Source organism: Streptomyces sp. NPDC093094 (genome assembly GCF_044754345.1).
Lineage (GTDB): Bacteria > Actinomycetota > Actinomycetes > Streptomycetales > Streptomycetaceae > Streptomyces.
This window is the reverse complement of sequence record NZ_JBIVOX010000034.1, coordinates 1-17,902: the sequence shown is the minus strand read 5'-3', so window position 1 is coordinate 17,902 and position 17,902 is coordinate 1. Positions and strand designations below refer to the sequence as shown.

At 73.0% G+C, this 17,902-nt stretch carries 15 protein-coding genes; 9 read left to right on the top strand and 6 right to left on the bottom strand.

Translation table 11 applies throughout. From position 1 onward, the window contains the following. The first annotated feature begins 450 nt into the window (after positions 1-450). The 6 genes from ACIQGV_RS38240 (at position 451) to ACIQGV_RS38215 (ending at position 7,798) form a co-directional block, all read left to right on the top strand. The gene (locus ACIQGV_RS38240; RefSeq protein ID WP_402503761.1) at positions 451-1,038 is read left to right on the top strand and encodes a hypothetical protein; all 588 of its coding nucleotides are present in this window, start codon (positions 451-453) and stop codon (positions 1,036-1,038) included. Continuing rightward, positions 1,031-2,386: an MAB_1171c family putative transporter gene (locus tag ACIQGV_RS38235; protein ID WP_402503759.1), complete on the top strand. Its 1,356-nt coding sequence runs from the start codon at positions 1,031-1,033 to the stop codon at positions 2,384-2,386. Before ACIQGV_RS38240 ends, ACIQGV_RS38235 begins: the two co-directional genes overlap by 8 nt. Continuing rightward, a complete protein-coding gene (locus ACIQGV_RS38230; RefSeq protein ID WP_402503757.1) occupies positions 2,368-3,687 on the top strand; it encodes an NAD(P)/FAD-dependent oxidoreductase in 1,320 nt (439 codons plus the stop codon). The genes ACIQGV_RS38235 and ACIQGV_RS38230 overlap by 19 nt, the downstream gene beginning before the upstream one ends. A gap of 421 nt (positions 3,688-4,108) precedes the next feature. Continuing rightward, on the top strand, positions 4,109-5,848 hold the full coding sequence (locus ACIQGV_RS38225) for an acetyl-CoA carboxylase biotin carboxylase subunit family protein (RefSeq protein ID WP_402503755.1): 1,740 nt from the start codon (positions 4,109-4,111) through the stop codon (positions 5,846-5,848). A gap of 294 nt (positions 5,849-6,142) precedes the next feature. Next, positions 6,143-6,850, top strand: coding sequence for a hypothetical protein (locus ACIQGV_RS38220; RefSeq protein ID WP_402503753.1), 708 nt, complete (start codon positions 6,143-6,145; stop codon positions 6,848-6,850). Positions 6,851-6,955: 105 nt separating this feature from the next. Beyond that, positions 6,956-7,798, top strand: a complete 843-nt coding sequence (locus ACIQGV_RS38215) for a DUF817 domain-containing protein (protein ID WP_402503751.1) — start codon at positions 6,956-6,958, stop codon at positions 7,796-7,798. Here the strand turns inward: ACIQGV_RS38215 and ACIQGV_RS38210 are convergent. Beyond that, entirely contained in the window at positions 7,785-9,482 is a 1,698-nt protein-coding gene (locus tag ACIQGV_RS38210) for a hypothetical protein (protein ID WP_402503750.1), read from the bottom strand. The two genes, ACIQGV_RS38215 and ACIQGV_RS38210, sit on opposite strands and share 14 nt — an antisense overlap. A gap of 267 nt (positions 9,483-9,749) precedes the next feature. On the opposite strand from ACIQGV_RS38210, the gene ACIQGV_RS38205 reads away from it, so the two are divergent. After that, a complete protein-coding gene (locus ACIQGV_RS38205; protein ID WP_402503747.1) occupies positions 9,750-10,910 on the top strand; it encodes a PP2C family protein-serine/threonine phosphatase in 1,161 nt (386 codons plus the stop codon). Positions 10,911-10,970: 60 nt separating this feature from the next. Here ACIQGV_RS38205 and ACIQGV_RS38200 read toward each other — a convergent pair whose 3' ends face one another. Then, positions 10,971-11,360, bottom strand: a complete 390-nt coding sequence (locus ACIQGV_RS38200; RefSeq protein WP_402503745.1) for an ABATE domain-containing protein — start codon at positions 11,358-11,360, stop codon at positions 10,971-10,973. 59 nt (positions 11,361-11,419) lie between these two features. Then, a complete protein-coding gene (locus ACIQGV_RS38195; RefSeq protein WP_402503742.1) occupies positions 11,420-12,013 on the bottom strand; it encodes an Imm21 family immunity protein in 594 nt (197 codons plus the stop codon). A 344-nt stretch (positions 12,014-12,357) separates the two neighbouring features. On the opposite strand from ACIQGV_RS38195, the gene ACIQGV_RS38190 reads away from it, so the two are divergent. Then, positions 12,358-13,187, top strand: a protein-coding gene (locus ACIQGV_RS38190; protein ID WP_402503844.1) for an IS5 family transposase whose coding sequence is annotated in 2 segments (ribosomal slippage) — positions 12,358-12,694 and positions 12,694-13,187 — 831 coding nt in all. Because the reading frame shifts where the segments join, the coding sequence is not laid out codon by codon here. A gap of 768 nt (positions 13,188-13,955) precedes the next feature. Here the strand turns inward: ACIQGV_RS38190 and ACIQGV_RS38185 are convergent. Further along, positions 13,956-14,558: a hypothetical protein gene (locus ACIQGV_RS38185; RefSeq protein WP_402503740.1), complete on the bottom strand. Its 603-nt coding sequence runs from the start codon at positions 14,556-14,558 to the stop codon at positions 13,956-13,958. Positions 14,559-14,943: 385 nt separating this feature from the next. Between ACIQGV_RS38185 and ACIQGV_RS38180 the strand changes: the two genes are divergently transcribed. Next, on the top strand, positions 14,944-15,432 hold the full coding sequence (locus ACIQGV_RS38180; RefSeq protein WP_402503738.1) for a hypothetical protein: 489 nt from the start codon (positions 14,944-14,946) through the stop codon (positions 15,430-15,432). Positions 15,433-15,688: 256 nt separating this feature from the next. Here the strand turns inward: ACIQGV_RS38180 and ACIQGV_RS38175 are convergent, their stop codons facing one another. Beyond that, positions 15,689-16,132: a peptidoglycan-binding protein gene (locus ACIQGV_RS38175; RefSeq protein ID WP_402503736.1), complete on the bottom strand. Its 444-nt coding sequence runs from the start codon at positions 16,130-16,132 to the stop codon at positions 15,689-15,691. A 772-nt stretch (positions 16,133-16,904) separates the two neighbouring features. Then, positions 16,905-17,498 (bottom strand): TetR/AcrR family transcriptional regulator, encoded by a 594-nt coding sequence (locus ACIQGV_RS38170; protein WP_402503734.1) that lies wholly within the window; start codon positions 17,496-17,498, stop codon positions 16,905-16,907. Between the last annotated feature and the right edge of the window lie 404 nt (positions 17,499-17,902).

The window sequence follows — 17,902 nt, the reverse complement described above, 5'->3', positions numbered from 1 at the left end:
AAACTTTCCCGTAGACCGACGCGGGAACCTTCGGTGAGGATCTGGGCCGGAACGTTCGTTCGGACTACGGGGCAGGGGGTGCCGCGGCTCGATGCGCGTATGCACGGACAGGACGGCGCCACCACGCATATCGGTCACGGTCTCCAGGGCAACACTTACCTCATCGGCCCCCGCTCCTTCGCCCGTTCCCGGTCCTTCGCCGGTCCTCGGTCCTTCGCCGGTCCTCGGTCCTCACCGGCCGGGGCGAGCGCCGGGCGCGGGCTCCGGCACGGATGACGACGCACGGACGTTCCTGCCGCGGGGAGCCCTTGTGCCGGCCGAGCAGCGGGACAGGCCCTTCCCCCGCCCATGAGCGAGAACGTGAGAACGGAACGACGCGGTGCGCGGTGGTCGCCCCGCACGCGCGGAGCGGGCGGGACCCGCCGCCGAGGCCGCTTCCCCGCCTTACGGATGCCGGTCCACGATCAGCTGGCCACCTTCGCCGCCACCTGGGCGACGACGCGGCTCATCCGCCGGAGCATCGGCCTGTCAGGCGTACGGAGCCTGCAGGACCTCGTCGACATCGTCGCAGCGAAGCGGGGCCGTCCCATCACCCTCGTCGAGGTGCCGCTGCCGGCCGAGGTCTCCGGCTTCTGCGCCCGCGGCCGGGACCGGGACTACATCGTCGTCGACGCCGGAGCCGGTGAACTCACCCGGTTGCATGTCAGCCTGCACGAACTGTTCCACCTGTGGGAGGAGCACCCGGCGGACGACACCCTCGAACCGCTCGTCCCCGACGAGGCGGTGCGGCATCTGTTCCCCGGGCTGAAGCCCGAACCCGTCCAGAAGGTCCTGGGCAGGCTGGCCCGGCAGGTCCTCCCGGAGCTCGGTCCGGGTCCCCTCCAGGTGTTCGGCAGGTCGCACTACCGGAAGTCGCACGAGCGGCGGGCGGAGACCTTCGCCACCGTCATGCTCCAGAGACATCTCGAACTCCGCACCCAGGAGCGCCGGACCGACTATGTGACGTCGGCTCTCGCGCACCGGAGGACCGGTGTCTGAAAGCCTGTCCAACGTCGTCTATCTCTGCATCGCGGCCACGGCGTTCGTGATGGCTCTGTGGAAGGCCCTGGCCCTCCTGCGCGATGCGACACCCACCCTGGCTCTGACGGTCTCCATGCAGCTGGGCGGAGCCCTGATCTATGTCATCGCCTCGCCGGTCGGCTACCGCACTCTGGGGGAGATCACCGGGCGACCCAGTTTCGCCACACTGCCCGTCTACGTCGGGATCCTGGTGTGCTTCGCGATGGGGCACCTGATCACCTTGCTGTGGGACCCGCTGCTGCGGCAGAAGCCCTCAGGGCTCCGGCACTCCGTGATCAGGTGGAGCGGCTGGTACGCCGGCGGCGCGGGCCTGATGATCGTCTTCTTCGCGCTCGCCGATCTCTCGGGTCCGGCCGACCCCCTTCGGTTCAACACCGCCTTCGCCGACGACCCCATGGTGCTGCTCTTCCTGGCGGTCTTCCTGGCGACGCTGACCAGCGGCACGCTGAACACATGGCGCCAGTGCCGCACGATGAGACTCGACGATCCGCAGATCCAGCACGCACTGCGCGCTTTCGCCTTCGCCATGCTCTGTGTCTTCGGATACGTGGTGTGCTCCGCCCCCGCCATCGCGCTGGCCGCCGTGGGGAACCACAGCCTCGACACCGTGGGAGTCCTCGGATCCACCTGCGGCTGCATCGGCACCGTCATCCTCTACTACGGGCTGTCCGGGGCGGCCTTCGACGCGTGGCGGCGCGAGCGGCGCGACTACAAGGCACTGCAGCCCCTGTGGGACCTGGCCGTCGCCAGGGTCGACCAGGACCTCGCCCTGAGCGGCGGTTCCGTCCACGACGGCCGGCCCACCATGAACGTGAGCTTCCGGCTGCATCGGCGTGTGATCGAGATCCTGGACGGAATGCGCGCCCTGAGGCCCTGGGTGTCCGCGGCTCCGATGGAGGCGGTGCGTCACCTCCATGAGCATCCGTCCCGTCCGGACTGGGCGCCCCTGAAGGAACAGGACGTGCCGGCGGCCGCGACCGCGGCGGCACTGTGCGATGCCGTCCGAAGACTGCACGCCGAGCGGCAGGAGCAGGGCGGCCGGTACACCCGGCCCGGCCCCTCCGGCGAACCGCCGGTCCCTCTCCCCGGCGACGACACCCCGGCCGCACAGGAGCGCGACCGGCTGCTCCGTGTCTCCGGAGCGCTGTCGCATCCCCTCGTCGCCGAAGCGCTGAAGCGGACGCAGAACACGGGCTCCGCCACGGCATCGCACCAGGGTCACGGGAAGCAGCGGTCGCGGGACGGCCGCGACAACGGGCGAACACGCCCACGGACGAGGGGACTTCAGTGCGACGAGCCATGGTGATGGGCGGAAGCTGGGCGGGCCTGCTCTCGGCACGGGTCCTGGCCGACCACGCGGAGGAAGTGGTCGTCCTCGAACCCGACACCGCGGACGATCCGGGCCACGGTGCGCCTCACCGGCGACAGCTGCACGCCCTGCTCTCGATGGGCCACACGCAGCTGGAACGCTGGTTCCCCGGCCTGACCGACGACCTGGTCGCCGGTGGCGCCCGGCTGGGAACCGGACCTGCCCTGCAGTACTACCTGGACGGTGTGCTCAAGCCCTGCGTGCCCGACAACACGATGGTCGGAGCGACCCGCCCGTTCCTGGAGGAACACGTACGCCGCCGCGTACTGGCACTCGGCAACGTCACCACGCTGCGGGGGCGGGCGCGCGGACTGCTGTTCCACGGCGACCGCGTCGTCGGTGTGCGCTTCTCCGCGTCGCAGGCGCAGGAGTCCGACGCGACCGTGGAGGAACTGGACGCGGACCTGGTGGTGGATGCCACGGGCCGTTCCAGCCGGCTCGGCAGCTGGCTGGCGGAGCACGGATGGGCGCCCGCGCCGACGGACCGCATGCAGGTCGACCTGGGCTATGCCACCGCCTCCTTCCACCGCGGCGACGAACTTCCCGGCACCGTGATCGCGCATGCCGCGCCAGGCCCTGCCAGCGGTTACCAGCAGCATCTGAGCGAGCCCGCGGGGCTCGTGGCCGTCGAGGGCGACCGATGGTCGGTCGTCGTGGTCGGTTACGGCGACCACCGGCCCGGCCGGGAGCCGGAGGAGTTCCTGCGGCGCATGAAGCGATGTGTCGCCCCCTTGCGCGAAGTCGCCGAGAACTGCCGCATGGAGGGAGACATCGAGACCTTCCGCTTCCGTGAGAGCCGGAAGCGCAACTACTCCCGTCTCACTCGCTTCCCAGGAGGGCTGGTCGCCCTGGGAGACGCCGTCGCCTCCGTGAATCCCGCCTACGGCCAGGGCCTGACCCTGGCCGCGCTCGGGGCCTCCTCGCTGTCGGCGCACCTGCGGTCGGGCGCCTCACCCCGTCTGCCGGCGTGGGACCACTTCCGCAGACTCGCGGTCGTCGTCGACGCGGCGTGGCAGGTGTCGGCGACCGCCGACCTCGCCCAGCCCCATGTCACCGGTCCCTATCCTCCCGGCTATCGGCTGATCCGCTGGGCGGGGGACAAGGTGGTCGAGGCTTCCGTGCTCGACCCCATGGTGAACCGGGAGTTCATGGGTGTCGTCAACATGCGCAAGCACCCCCGCGCTCTGACCAGCCCTCGCGTGCTCATGCGCACCGCTCGCGTGCTGGCTCGGCGCTGAGTCCGTCACACCGGCGTGAACCGGCGGATCCGGTAGCGGCAGCCGACGGCTGAAGCGGCCGTCCACGGGAGCACCGCCGCCTTTGTGTTCAACAATTGTGGCGAGTTATGAGCGGCCTCGTCCGTCGATCTCCACTATCGTTGAAGTCCGGTCGGCCCACGAGGCCGGCCGGACCGCCCGGAGGAGAACGAAACCGGCTCCCGCCGACCACACGGCCACAGCTGACCCTCTCCCGCGGCTCGACCGAAGACGACTGCTTGCAGCCTGTACGGCCGACGGAAGGCCGGCGTCGCCCGTCTCATGCGCGGCGGACCAGACCTGACCCGCATCGCCATGTGCTGGGCGACCGGGGCCTTCGAGGGCTGGACCGCAGCGCACGGGCCCACCCCGCAGGCCGCTCGACCGCCCCGGAGGTGTGCACATGCCCAAGCCACTGCTGCTCCTCGGAGTCGGAGGTCCGGCTGCCTACGCCGAGTTCACGGTGGCCCAGATCGCAGCGGCCCACCCCGTCGTGCTGGCGGACATGAACGTGCCGAACTGGGTACGTCCTTACCTCGCACAGCATCTGACGGTGGATCTGACCGATCAGCCCGCCGCGCTGGAGACCTTGCGGAGGTTCGCCGCCCACGACGAAGTGGGCGGGGTCCTCGCCATGGAGCGGCAGCACCTCGCCACCGCCGCGCAGTTCGTCCGGAGCCGGCTGCCGCGGGCATCCGGAGCTCACGCCCTGGCGGCGTGCAGTTCGCCGGCGGCGGTCCGCCGCCTTCTGGGGCCGGACGTGCTCCAGCCCCGGTGGGCGGTGGCCCATGACGCGGAATCGGCGGCCCTGCACGCGGACGCCATCGGATACCCGGTCGATCTGAGATGGTCCGGGAGGCCCGACGGCGCCGTCGGGCCGGCGCACAGCCGAAGCGACGTCATGGACCTCTGTGCCAGGTTCCGGCAGGCCGTCCCCGGCGGCGACCCGCACCCGGACACCGTACTGGTGGAGGAGCACCTGAGCGGACCCCGCATCTGGGCCGAGGCCGTCGTCCTGGAGGACGGCGAGACCCGGCTCGTCGCCGTCACCCGCACCACCGTCGGCCCTGCCCCCGCACGGCAGGCGATACGCCATGGCGTCTACGCCCACGACGAACTCCTCCACAACCGCCAGCTCAGGCAGACGGTGGACCGCACCGCGCACGCGCTGGGCATCGCGCCGGGCGTCCTGCACATCGAGATGGCATGCACCTCTCGGGGCCCCTGTGTGATGGACGTCGGTGCCCACCCGGCCGGCGACCTGATCCCGCTCCTCGTCAAACGAGCCACCGGAATCAGCCTGCCGCAGGTGGCCGCCGACCTGGCGAACGGTGAACCGCCCGCCTTGGCGCCGACCCGTCAGAAAGCGGCCGCCGTCCATTTCGCGTACCCCGCGACCCGGGGCCGCGTCGGAGAGCTGGCCTTCGGCGACCCCGGGCCGCACGCCAAGGTCGAGCGCTCGGTGCTCACACAGCACCTCGACAACCGGGTGAACCCCCTCGAACTCGCCGGCCGGGAGGACCGCCTGGCCCACTGGGTCGCCCTCGGCGACAACGCATCGGACTGCGCCGCGACGCTGGACCGCTCGGCCGGGACACTGGTCGTCGCCCTCGCCCCCGTCGCCTCCACCGTCCACGCCGGCGGGGGCGCCGATCAGGTCCCACAGGACCTCACCCCCGGCGTCCCGGGCGGTGCCGCCTCCTTCCGCCCGGACACCGTGGGCGCCGACGACGCCACGGCGGCGACCGGAGCAGCTCTGCCGGGCCGGCCGGCCCGGCAGAGCTCTCCCCGCTTCCGGGCCGAGGACGCGGATCCGGCCCGGCCGCACCCGTCCCACGGCTTCACGGCCGACGACATCCATGCCTTCGAGGGCCTGATGGCGGAGCTGGTCTCGACATGCGCGTCCATCGGATCCACGTACTGCGCGGACGAGAAGCGGCAGTCGCTCGCCCCCGGTCTGGACAGCCGGCTCAGTGAGGCGTCAGAGGTGCTGGCCGACCTCTCGCGCACCCTGAACCGCACACGATCCGGCATCCGCAAGATTCACGCCCAGGCGCACAGACGCGCTCTACTCGCCGGCCGGCCAGGGCCCGGACCTCTTCCCTCGCTGTCGGCCCTCACCGAAGACAGCAGGTCACAGTAGGAACGTGCCACGGGAAGGGACCGGAGGGACCGAATTCCCGACTCATCGCGGAAACACCCGAAGCGGAGGACGGCAGAACCGAAGGCCCGGCCCAGCCGGCCCCTCGCCGCCCGCGGCGCGCTCGAAGGTCCGCCCCGCCACCGGCGCCTGCGCCAGGGAGAGCGGCCGCATCGGCCGCTTCCTGCGCGAACGCCGCACCCGTGACGGCGACTCCACGGCCGGGACGCCCGGCTGCCGCCTGCCCTGCACCCCCCGTGGAGGCTGCCCCTGCCCGACATTCTCCGCTCCTCCGTCGTGGCCCTCGCCACCCGCCACCCGCCACCCGCCACCCGCCGCCTGGGCGCCCGGATCGCCGAGAACGGCAGACGCCGCGGCCACCCGGGCCGCCTGATCGGCGGACGACGGACCCACGCGCATCCCGGTGTCGTCGTGCGCCTCGCACTGGCCATGGTGATCGGCATCGGGATCGTCGCGCAGATGCAGGTGTGGACCAGCCGCCTCGGAGACCTCTCCCAGGCCGCCGTCGCCACCCAGCGGCGTGCCGAGGACACCGTGATCGAGCTGACCACCGGCAGCATGACCGCGGCACAGACCGACCGGTTCCGCGGCTCCCTCCCCTCCGGGTCGATCCTGCTGACCCGCACCCTGCACGATCCAGGACCGCCCAGGAAGCCGTGGGTGTCGGTCGAGGGCTCCTGCCAGGACCTGCGGACACTGCGCGTCGCCTGCGCCCGCACGGGCGAGCCGAAGACCGCGGCGGCGCACCGCGTGCAGGTGGAGGAACTGCGCCGTGGTCTCACTCGCCGTCGGACTCCTCGGCGCGCGTGCCGCGGCGCGAGAAGCCGACCGATGGAGACCGGCCGCCGACTGAGCAGGAGCCCCGCCCCGCACCCGCCGCTCCGGAGCAGGCACCCGGCCCGCACAGATCCACTCGGCGGCGAGCGGGTACGTGTCACTGCCCGGCATCGGCGGGGAAGCCCGGACCGCGGTGGGCGCCGGTGACGTCCGGCCGAGGGCACGACAGGGCGCTCCAGGTATTTGAACACGTTCAATGACCCTCTAGGATCGGATCCCTCGCCGGCGTCCGAAGAAGGGGGCGTGCGTCGCATGACGAGACGGCTCCGTCACGGCCTGGAACAGCTGGTGCGGTTCGGACTGCTCCAGGCACGCTGCTGTTCCTTCGCCGCGTTCCTGCTCGCGGGCATGGCCGGCTCCCGGCTCCTGCCCGAGCTGCCGGTCGCGCGCTACGACCTGGTGCTGCTCTACGGCGTGCTGCTCACCCTCGTCGCCCGCAGGGCGGGCTGGGAGACGGGCCGGGACACCGCGGTGATCGCCGTGTGCCATGTGCTGGGGCTGCTGTTCGAACTGGTCAAGGTACGCATGGGATCGTGGAGTTACCCGGAGGACGCGCTCACCAAGGTCGCCGGGGTGCCGCTGTACGGGGGCTTCATGTACGCGGCGGTCGCCGGCTACGTGTGCCGGGCCCGACGGCTGATGCTGCTGCGTTTCACGCGCTACCGCGCCGCCGCCACGACGCTGGTGGCCGCCGCCGTCTACCTGAACTTCTTCACCCACCACTGGATGCCCGACCTGCGCTGGCCGCTCACGCTGGCGATGATCGCCGCGACCGCCGGGACCTGGGTCGGCTTCCGGGTGGGCGCCCGCCGCTACCGCATGCCGCTCGCCGTCTCCTTCGTCCTGATCGGCTTCTTCCTCTGGGTCGCCGAGAACGCCGCCACCTACGCCGGAGCCTGGAGCTATCCTCAGCAGCTCGCCGGCTGGCAGCCGGTACCGCTGACCAAGTTCGGCGCCTGGTCCCTCCTGATCAGCGTGACGTTCGTCCTGGTCGAACACCTCACGGCGGCCGGGCCCGACCGCGCCGCCGACCGCACCGACGGCCATCCGCAGGACAGCCCGCCCCCGGTGCCCGATTCCCTCAGGACCGGCTGACCCCCTGCCCGCCCACGGGGCCCTCGACTTCACGGTGCGCGGTGACCGGCGTGGTCGCCCCCGGCCCCGCCGCCTCGCTCCACGAGGGCCCGTGGACGCCGGCCGTCATGGGGAGGGGACAGGTGAGCGGGAGCACGCGTTCGGTCAGCCGCCCGGTGAGCCGGGTGTCGGTGAGGGCGGCGTCGGTGAGCCAGTCCGCCGCGGTCAGCCGGTCGGCCAGGTGCTGCAACTCGCCGGGATCCACCGGCACCCAGGCGGCGAGAGCGTTCAACGCGATGCCCCGGCCGCCGGGACCGAGGAGCCCCGAGGCGTCGGTCCGGGCGGCCAGCGTCAGGGCGAGCAGCCGGGTGCCGGCGGTGGCCCTGGCCTTGCGGAGCTTCTTGTCCGAGACGACCTTCTGCGCCCACCCGGAGAGCTTGGGACGCATCTTCTTGCCGAACGTGAACGGGCCCGTCCCGTCCTCGCGGGGCACGAGGGAGGGGACGCTGACCGGGGTGGGGCTCTCCGGCCGGGAGGCGAGCAGGTCGGCGGTGGTGCCGGGGAAGGACAGCCAGCCGCAGCCGGTCAGTTCGTCGACCAGCCCCTGCGGATCGGTCAGGCCCAGCGCGGTGATGTCCTGGCCGACGAGGTTGCCGGTGCCGGTGTGCGCGGTGCGCAGGGTCAGCATCGACACCAGCAGCCGTGCCTCCGGTCCGGGCAGCGGGGCGTGGTCGGCCACGTGCGTGAGGACGGAGCGCGCGTGCTCCCACTGCGCCGGGACGGTCAGCAGCCGGGCCACCGCCGGTCCGTCGCCGCCCGCGATGCCGCCGGTGCGCTGCTGGTGCTGGAGGCGGGCGGTGGCAGCGGCCTGCTCGGCACGCCGGGCCTCCCACCGCAGGGCTCCTTCGCAGGCGACGTCGGCCCAGGCGGTGAAGGCGCGGGCTTTGCGTTCCTGGAGGTCGGCGAGCAGCGCCAGGTCGGGTTCGGTCCGCTTCTGGTAGGCGCGGAAGAGGTCACCGAGTTCGACGAGTTCGTCCCGCAGGGCGACAGGCCGCAGGTCGCGAGGGATGGTCCGCTGCGCGATCTTCTTCTGCGGGGAATGGCGCCGTACCGGAGCGGAGCGGGGTGCCGGCACCTCCTGCGGGCCGGCCGGGTGCGCGGGAGGACGGTCGGAGAACTGCGGTGTGCCGACAGGGGCGGCCGACCGCTTCCCGGGAGCGGCCGCGGCCGCGGATGCGGATGCGGATGCGGATGCGGCGCCGGCCGCCGGACCGCAGGCGGGCCGGGCGGTGGGGACGACCTTCGCGCCGGGCGTGGCGGCCGCGCAGCGTGAACAGCACTCCAGGGCCTGCCACCAGCGGCCTTCCCGGTCGGTGACGACGGCCAGGACGACCGCGCCGCCGCACCGCCAGGGCTGGACACGTGTCGGCCGGTCGTCGGAACGGATGTGGGCGTGGCAGCCGTCGGCCCGGCACGCGCAGTACGCGTCGGCCCGGGGGCCGGCGGCCGCCCTCAGATGGGCCCCGAGGTGGGCCACCGCGGCCGTACGGCCGGCGGCCGCGGACGGCAGATGCTGCTCGGCGCAGGAAGGGCGGCTGCACGAGACACGTACGGCCGTGCTGCCCCGCTTGGCGGCGTCCAGACGCACCGTCCACCTGCGCCCCAGGATCCGCTGGTCCGGCTCACCGGCCGTGGCCTCCGTCATGCCGCTTCTTTCTCCTCTGCCGTGTCCCCGCTGCCGGTTCCCACCGTGACGGACGGGAGCGGCAGCGGGCCCACCGTACGCGGCAGACAGCCCGATGGCGGGTGAACTCGCCCCGTTTTCCCTCTGAAGCGCGTGCAGGAGCGGCCGCGCCGCCGCCGAGCGGGAAGGCGGCTCGGCCCGGGCAGCGGGGTCGAGCGGGCCGGTCTCCGCGCCGTCCGGACGGCGGACCGGGTGGAGCCATGGGTTCCGGCAAGGCAGGCTTGGTGCATGAGGTCGCCCCTGCGCTCACCCCCGGTACCAGGAGCGGACGGCCGTGACCGGGTCCTGCTGGTGCTGATGCAGTGTGTGCCCTTTCTGATCGCGCTGGCCGTGCTGGTCATCGAACTCACGCCTGCGCACTTCATCTACACCGGCCCCTTCCTCACCGCCGTCCCGGCACTGGCGGCGGTGACCCTGGGGCCCAGGGGCACCACCGCGGCGGCGGCCCTGGCACTGCTGATCAGCGCGATCACCGCGACCTACAACGGGGCGTGGGGCACTCTGCAGGTCTACAGCAACTTCCTGGCCCTGATCCTGGTCACCGTGGCCGGGGTCATCACCAGCCGTGCCATGCAGGAGCGCAGACAGAGAGAGCTCGACCAGGTCCGCCGTATCGCCGTGGCGGCCCAGGAGGTCGTCCTGCGGCCCGTGCCCGCGCGCCTGGGCCCGCTCCGGGTCGGCAGCCTGTCCCTCGCGGCCGGGACCGGGGCACAGGTGGGAGGTGACCTGTACGAGGCCGTGCAGACGCGGTACGGCGTCCGGATGATCGTCGGGGACGTCCGGGGCAAGGGACTGTCCGCGGTGCGGGCCGTCGCGGTGGCGCTGGGGGCGTTCCGGGAGGCCGTGCACTACGAGCAGGACCTGGTGGAGGTCATGAACCGCTGCGCGGCCGCGCTGCGCCGGGAGATCGCGGTGCCGGGTGCGTACGGTCAGGAGATTCTGCTGGAAGGGTTCGTCACGGCGCTCGTCGCGCAGGTGCCGGACGAACCCGTGGTGCAGCTGGTCAACCGCGGACATCCGCCGCCGCTGCTGCTGCACCGGGGCAGCGCCTCACTGCTGGTACCGGGCGTGCCGTCGCCGCCTCTGGGCCTCGAGGACCTCGTCACCGACCTGCCGGAGAAGCCTGAGAGCCATGCGTTCGAACCCGGTGACCGTCTGCTGCTGTACACCGACGGCGTGATCGAGGCCCGCAACCGCCAGAGCGAATTCTTCGCTCTGGCGGAAGCCGCCGGGGAGATCGGCGCCGGCCCCGCCCCGCAGGAATTCCTGGAACAGATCCATCAGGCGCTGATCCGCCACACCGGCGGTGACCTGGCGGACGACGTGGCGATGATCCTGGCCGACCGGTCCGGCAGGCCGCCGACGGGGCGGGCGGCGGCGGACCGGTGAGGATCTTCGCGTCAGCACGTCGTCCGCAGGGCGAGGACACGGCCTGTCCGGGCGAGCTGCTCAGCGCGCGGGGCTGCCGTCGTGGCGCCCGCGCAGGCCGAGGCGACGACGGCCCCGGAAGGCGCCGGACCGGCCGGTCCGGGTGAGCTGTGGTGTCGCCGGGGTCCGCCGCGCGGCGGCGTCGAGCACCGCGAGGGCCTCCCGGTCGAGGCCCTCGCCCGGACGGCGGCCGGTGACGGGCCGGTGGACGGCCTCGCGCACCGAGACCGCCTCCCGCACGTCGTTCTCCGTGCCGGGCGTGACCGTGCCGACGAGCCCGGACTCCGGACACCGGGCGTCGAGCCGGTCCGGCGTCACGGACATCTCGAACCGGTTCGTACGCCGGGCCCGCAGCCTGGCCGTGAGGTCCGGCGCCGGACGGCCGCACACGAAGACATGGCCAGGATTCACGTCACCGTCCTGACGGGTGACGATGCCGGGGGTGCAAGGACCATTCGCGCCCCCGCGCCTCAGCCGGTGGCCGGCCCGTCCTCGGCGACAAGCCGCACGCAGCCCACCCACGGGAACTCGCCTGTCCGGTGGGCCGCACGCACGCTCCACCGGCCTGCCGGGAGCCGCACCGGCGCCTGGTCGGGCCGGCTCCCGCCGGGATGCTCCACGCCCAGGTCGGCGCCCGCATCGGCCGCGTCCATCAAGACCGCCGGACCGTCGGTGACCCACAGCCCGCCGTCCTCCCACACGGTGTCCGGATCGGCCAGGAGAGCCTCGGCTGCCGCGAACAGCTCGTCCTCCGAGTCCGCAGCCAGCCACCGCACGAACAGCAGCCTCTCCGGCAGGAAGCATGTCGTTGCCGGTTCGTCGGCCAGGACAAGCGCAGTGGCTGATCCTGCGCCCACGCCGATCACCCCGGCCAGGTCCTCCACCTCGCAGGCGCGGTCGTAGTCGTCCCGGCCGCCGGCATCGCCGACGACGGACCCGTCCTCCGTGCACCCGCTCCAGGCGTGCACGGACGACTCCGCAACGACGATCAGCGGGCCGCCCGCCGACCGGACCCAGACCGGCTCGGCACGGTCACATCGACCGGAGCCGTGAGAAACATCCATGCGCGCAGTCTGCCGCTTCCCACTGACACGGCCCGAGAGGCGGCCGGCCCGACCGCCGGGCGGACGACCGGCTGCCGGAGACCGAGCTGCGCAGCAGCGGGGCGTGCACGCCCCCGCCCCAGGGCCCTTCTGGTGGATCTCCGCGGCGTCGCGGCGTCCGGTACGCATTCCCCCACTGCCTCAAGTGCGTGGGAGGTGCCCCCAGCCGCACGGCGCGAAGGGCCGGGTGACTCCGCCGCACGACCCTCCGCACCGTACGCCGCTCCCACTCCTGCAGAGATCCATCAGAAGGGCCCTAGAGCCTGTCGTCAAAGTGATCTTGGATTGTGGATCATGGAGTGGTGATACGTCGCCATGAACTGTCCGATGCCGAGTGGGACCTCATACGCCCGTTGCTGCCGAGGCCCGCGCTGGGGCGGCCGCGGCTGGACGACCGGACGGTCCTCAACGGGATCGTGTGGAAGTTCCGCACCGGTGTCGCCTGGCGGGACGTGCCCGAGCGGTACGGCCCGTGGACCAGCCTCCACACCCGCTTCCGCCGCTGGGCGGCGGACGGAACGTTCGACCGGATGCTGCGGGCCGCCCAGGCGAAGGCGGACGCCGCGGGCGACATCGACTGGCTGGTGTCGGTCGACTCCACCATCGTCCGCGCCCACCAGCACGCCGCCGGGGCCCGAAAAGGGGGCACCAAAGCCCGGCCCTCGGCCGGTCCCGGGGCGGCCTGACCAGCAAGGTCCACCTCGCTTGCGACGCGGCCGGCCGCCCGCTGGCGTTCGTCCTGACCGGCGGGAACACCAACGACTGCACCCAGTTCACCACGGTGATGGACGCCATCCGGGTGCCCCGGATCGGACCGGGCCGGCCCCGGACCAGGCCCGATCACGTCATCGGAGACAAGGGCTACAGCTCGAAGGCGATCCGCACCTGGCTGCGGCGCCGGGGCATCGGGCACACCATCCCCGAGCGGGCCGACCAGATCCGCAACCGGGCACGGCGCGGCCGCCTCGGCGGCCGCCCTCCGGCCTTCGACAAGGAGGCCTACAAGCACCGCAACGTCGTGGAACGGTGCTTCAACCGCCTCAAGCAATGGCGAGGCATCGCCACCCGCTACGACAAGACCGCCCAGTCCTACAAGGCAGCCGTCACCCTCGCCTCGATCCTGATGTGGGCCTGACACTTTGACGACAACTCCTAGCCGAAGTGCCGGTGGCAGAGGCCGACGATGCCGGGCCCGGCGATGCCGTGGGCCTGGCGGCACAGCTGCCGCATCTGGTCCGGCGCGGGCCGCGGCCGGACAGGACCCGGACGTGCGGGCCGCGGCCGGGGTGCCGGCCGGCGTTCGGGCAGCGCGCGCTGCGGCTGAGCCCGGGGTCGGGGGCGATCGGCCCGCGGAGGCACAGCGGGTACGACGCGGTGCGGGGCTGCCTCCACGGGCCGGGGCACCGTGGCCCGTGGAGGGGTCTTCGGGAGCTTCCGCTGTGCCTGGCGGCGCGGCTCGGGCCGCTCGCGGCCGGTCCGGACGAGCGCCGTGTGCCCGACGGGCCGGCGTACCGGCGTCCGTACCGGGGACGGCGAGGAGACACCGGCCGGAGCGACCGGGACCGGCCGGTGACGGCCGTCGGCGACCGGGGGAGCGGGAGCCACGGTGGTGCAGCCTGCGGCACCCAGGGCCAGCAGGATCAGCAAGGACACGAGTCGGGAGGACACACGCCTCACTGTGCTCCACCCGGGACGGGGACCGCGGGCGCCACGCGGCCGGTCCACCGGCAGGGGTGACAGACCGGACGACAGTGGACGACCGACGACCGGCGACCGGCGACCGGCGACCGGCGACCGGCGGTCGGCGACCGATGACCGGCGACCGATGACCAGTGACCAGTGACCGACGACCGAGGCCGGCGGCTGCCGGATGCCGGATGCCTTCGCCGGCCGACGCAGTCGCCTAGAACGGGCCGCCGCGGAAGAGCACGCTGCCGTGATGGCGCGGGCGGTCGCCACGTTCGTGGGCCGCGTCGGAACGGTCGGCGGGAGCCGAGAGCCCCGCCAGGGTCCGGAGGTCTGCCAGGCCGGCCAGCACCTCGTCACGCCGCTCGGCGGACTTCATCCAGGCCGGCAGCCGGGCGAACATCGCCATCGTCGGGGAGGCGCGACGCTCGCGCAGCCGGGCGCCCACGTAGGCGGCGAGGGCGTCGACGTGCTCCTCGTCGTAGGCCCACAGAATCCGTCCCGCACAGCGGGTCTGGAGCCACAGCGGCCGCCGGAAGAACGGATCCTCGGTGCCACCGGGCACCGCGCCGACCAGGCCGGCGCCCCGCTCCTGGGCCGTCCGGTCGGCGACCGCGCCGCAGCCGGCGCAGGCGAGGCGGCGGGGCTGGAAGAGCAGCTCGCTGAAGTACTTCGGCGCCGCGGTGCCGGGCAGAGGCACGACGAGCGCGCGGCCACCGCACCTCGGGCAGACCACGAGAACCCGGCCGGTGAACTGGACGAGCCACGTGCCGTGGTCGCGGTGGCGGACCGGATCGGGGCGCGCGGGCTCGGAGCTCATGACGGACACCCTGCCAGGCCCGGCCCCGCCGCGGCGACCGAGATACGGCGCGCGGCCGAGGAGCCGTACCGCGGCCCGTCGAGGGCCTGCCGGGAAACACGCCGCGGTTTCCGGCTCCGGGACCGACAGGACACCGGGGGCGCGCTGATCGGCGCGGACATCGAGAAGGGCGCGGACATCGAGAAGGAAGGAAGAAGGAAGAAGGAACCGATCGGCAGCCGCAGGAACGCCGGGCAGGAGCGGTGGGCCGCCGGGCAGGCCGTTCGGCCCGGGACACACGCCGACGCGACAACGCCCACAGGGCCTTCCTCGGGCCGCTGTCCGCCCGATCGCCCACCGGCACGCCCGGAGGCTTTGTCGGGGCCGGCTGCTGGGACACTGCCCCATGACCTCCCTCACCTCCAGGACCTGCCTCACCGCCTGCGCCGTCACGGCGTCGGCACTCCTGCTCGCCTCCTGCACCTCGGGCGGCAAGGACACCGCAGGCACTGCGCCTTCGCCCGCTCCGAGCGCGTCGGCGGCCTTCACCGCGTCCGGCGCGTCGGAGGAGAAGCTCACACAGCAGCTCGGGGCCGCTCTCGACGGGTTCCGCACCGGGACGGTGATCGAATCCGGCGCGGAACGCATCCAGGAGGGGATCCACACCGAACCCCTCCTGACCGAGGGGGCGGTGTACCGCCTCAACCTGGTGTGCGTCGGCAAGGGCAGCGCACAGGCGCTGTTCACCCCGGAGGGGGCGGGCGACAAGACCGCCGTGCCGTGCGACGGTTCCGTCGTCCAGCAGCGCATCACGGCTGACGGGCCTCTGCGGATCGACGTCGACGGCCGTGCGGGAGCCACCGGCATGGTCGCCTGGGAGATCGACGAGATCTGACCCCGAAAGCCCTGGCGGCGCATCGGCGACCGGCCGACGGCGGACCTCTCCCCACCCACCGCGGACAAGAGGGCGCGTCGCCCCTGGCACAGTGCGCACACAGGGCGGACACCGGACCCGCTCACGCCGGTGGAGGACGGACGGCTCCGAGAACGGGGAACGGGAACGGGGAACGGGAGCCGACGTCAAGCACGTCCGGCTCCCGTGACCGCCCTCCCGACCCCCGTCCGGGAGGGCCTGTTCCCCGTGGGGCGGATCAGGTGTGCGGGCGGGCCTCGGGCAGGGTCGTGCAGTGGCTGGTGCCGCTCAGGGTCAGCCAGTGCCACTTCAGCTTGTCGCCGGTCTGCGGGCCGTAGATGCCGTCGGCGGTCAGGCCGAGGCTCGCCTGGACACGGGCGAGGGCGGCCGCCGTCCTCGGGCCGAACTTGCCGTCGAGGGTTCCGAGATCCTGGCGGTAGCAGTGGTTCAGGGTCTCCTGGAGGTAGTAGACCTGCATGCCGCTGGCGCCGGAGCGCAGGGTGCAGTAGGGGGTGCCGTTGGTGCCGATCGTGGGGATCTTCGTGTAGAAGTCGCCGCTGAAGTACGTCGTGTAGGCCGTGCAGCCGGGGATCGCGGCCTGCGCGGCCGGGCTGACGGTGAACATGCCGGCGGTGATCGCGGCGGCGGCGCCGAGGGTGGCGAGTGTGCGCTTGAGCTTCATGGTGTGGTCGTCCCCCGAGGTGTGGTCCGATGCGGGCGGTGGCGATCGGAAGCGAACGGATGTGAGCGGCCGGCGTGTTGCCGTACGACGCCGAGAAACCTAAGCGCTCCGGCCCCTCGGGTTCCGCCTTCCGCAGGGCGTCCCGGGCACTGCCGACGTCCCGGGAAGGACCGCTGGGAGGACCACTGCGGAAGGCCGTGCGCCGGTCCGCAGGGCCTCGCCCGTTCCGCGGGCCGCCGCGCGCCCGGTCCGTCCCTCGGCGTCCCAGGGACGTCCCGGCGTACGTCCCGGTACGCGCTCCCTTCCGACGCCGGCCGGGAGGAACGGTGCGGAGCCGGGCACACGGCCGAGGCCGGCGCGGGCCACGTCGCCGGAGCCGGTGAGGTCGCCGGTGCCGGCGGCCTTCATGCGGATGCTCCGGCCGGCCTCCCGGCGGCGGGGCCGCCTGTGAGGCTCCGGGCCGTCCGGCCGTGCATACGCCCCGCGATCCAGGGCACCGGAACACCATGCCCGGCCGCCCGTCCCCCCGAGGCGCCCGGGCAGCCGACGGCCCCGCCACCCCGTCCCCCCGGGTGGCGGGGCCGGCTCACACCGGGCATCAGCCGACCGGCTCGAACGCCCCGCACGCGTTCTCGCACAGCTCGCCCGACTGCGACGTCGTCCCCCGCCTGCCGGGTCCGCGCCCCGCAGAGCGCACCGGGGGCGCGGCCGCCCGGTGCGAGCGTGGGGCCCGAGCCGCGGACGAGGGTGGTCCGGGGCGGTCGACGCCTTCTTACCGGCAGGGGTTCGCGGTGCCGTCCGTGACGCGGCTGTGCGTGGTCAGGCCGGTGAGGATCAGCGTGAGCCAGCGGGCGCGCTCGGCGGGGGACTGGTCGGCGGGGGCCGTGGAGAAGAGCAGGAAGATGTCGTCGACGGTGACGTCCTGGTGGATGTCCCCGTCGGACTGGCCTGCCGCGATCAGGGCGGCGATGGCGGCGGCGCCCCGCGCCTTGGCGTCCTTGTCGACCAGGTCGGCCCCGAGGGAGTGGGCGGCGGCCTTCACGGCGTGGTTGGTGGCTGTCGCCTCGATGAGCCGCGTCAGCAGGTCGGTGATCTCCTCCAGCGCGCGCGATCCGGCCGTCTGGCGTGCCTGAGCCGACTCGGCGGCCTCGGTGAGCTGCGCGATGTGCTCGTTCACGACCGCGGTGACCAGGTCCTTCTTGGTGGGGAAGTGCCGGTACAGCGTCCCCACGGCCACGCCGGCCGTGGCGGCGATCTCGTCCATCCCGACGTCGGATCCATGACGGGTGATCTGCTCGCGCGCGGCGTCGAGGATCTTCTTGCGGTTGCGGACGGCGTCGGCGCGCGGGGACTGCGTCCGAGTCATGGGCACTCCTCGGTGCGAAATGGACTTGCAACAACATGAACCGTGGTTCATGATGTTTCTTGAACCGAGGTTCATGTTACTCCTCGGACCGAGCTCATCCCAGACCGGGACGCCTCTGAGCGGGGGTGTTCCCGTCGCGCGCCGCACCCGTGGGGACGGGGTCGGCGCGGCCTGCCGGCCCGGCGGCCGACGCACGCACTGCCGCCGCCGGGCCCGGCAAGGACTTTCCGTCCCCCGCCGACGCTGCACGCATTCCCGACGTCTCGAAGTGGGTATCTCATGTCTCAGCCAACCGTCACAGCCACCGGTGTCCCTGATCCGGGTCGGTGGAAGGCTCTTGTGTTCATCGCGTTGGCGCAGTTGATGGTCGTGCTGGATGCGACGATCGTGAACATTGCGTTGCC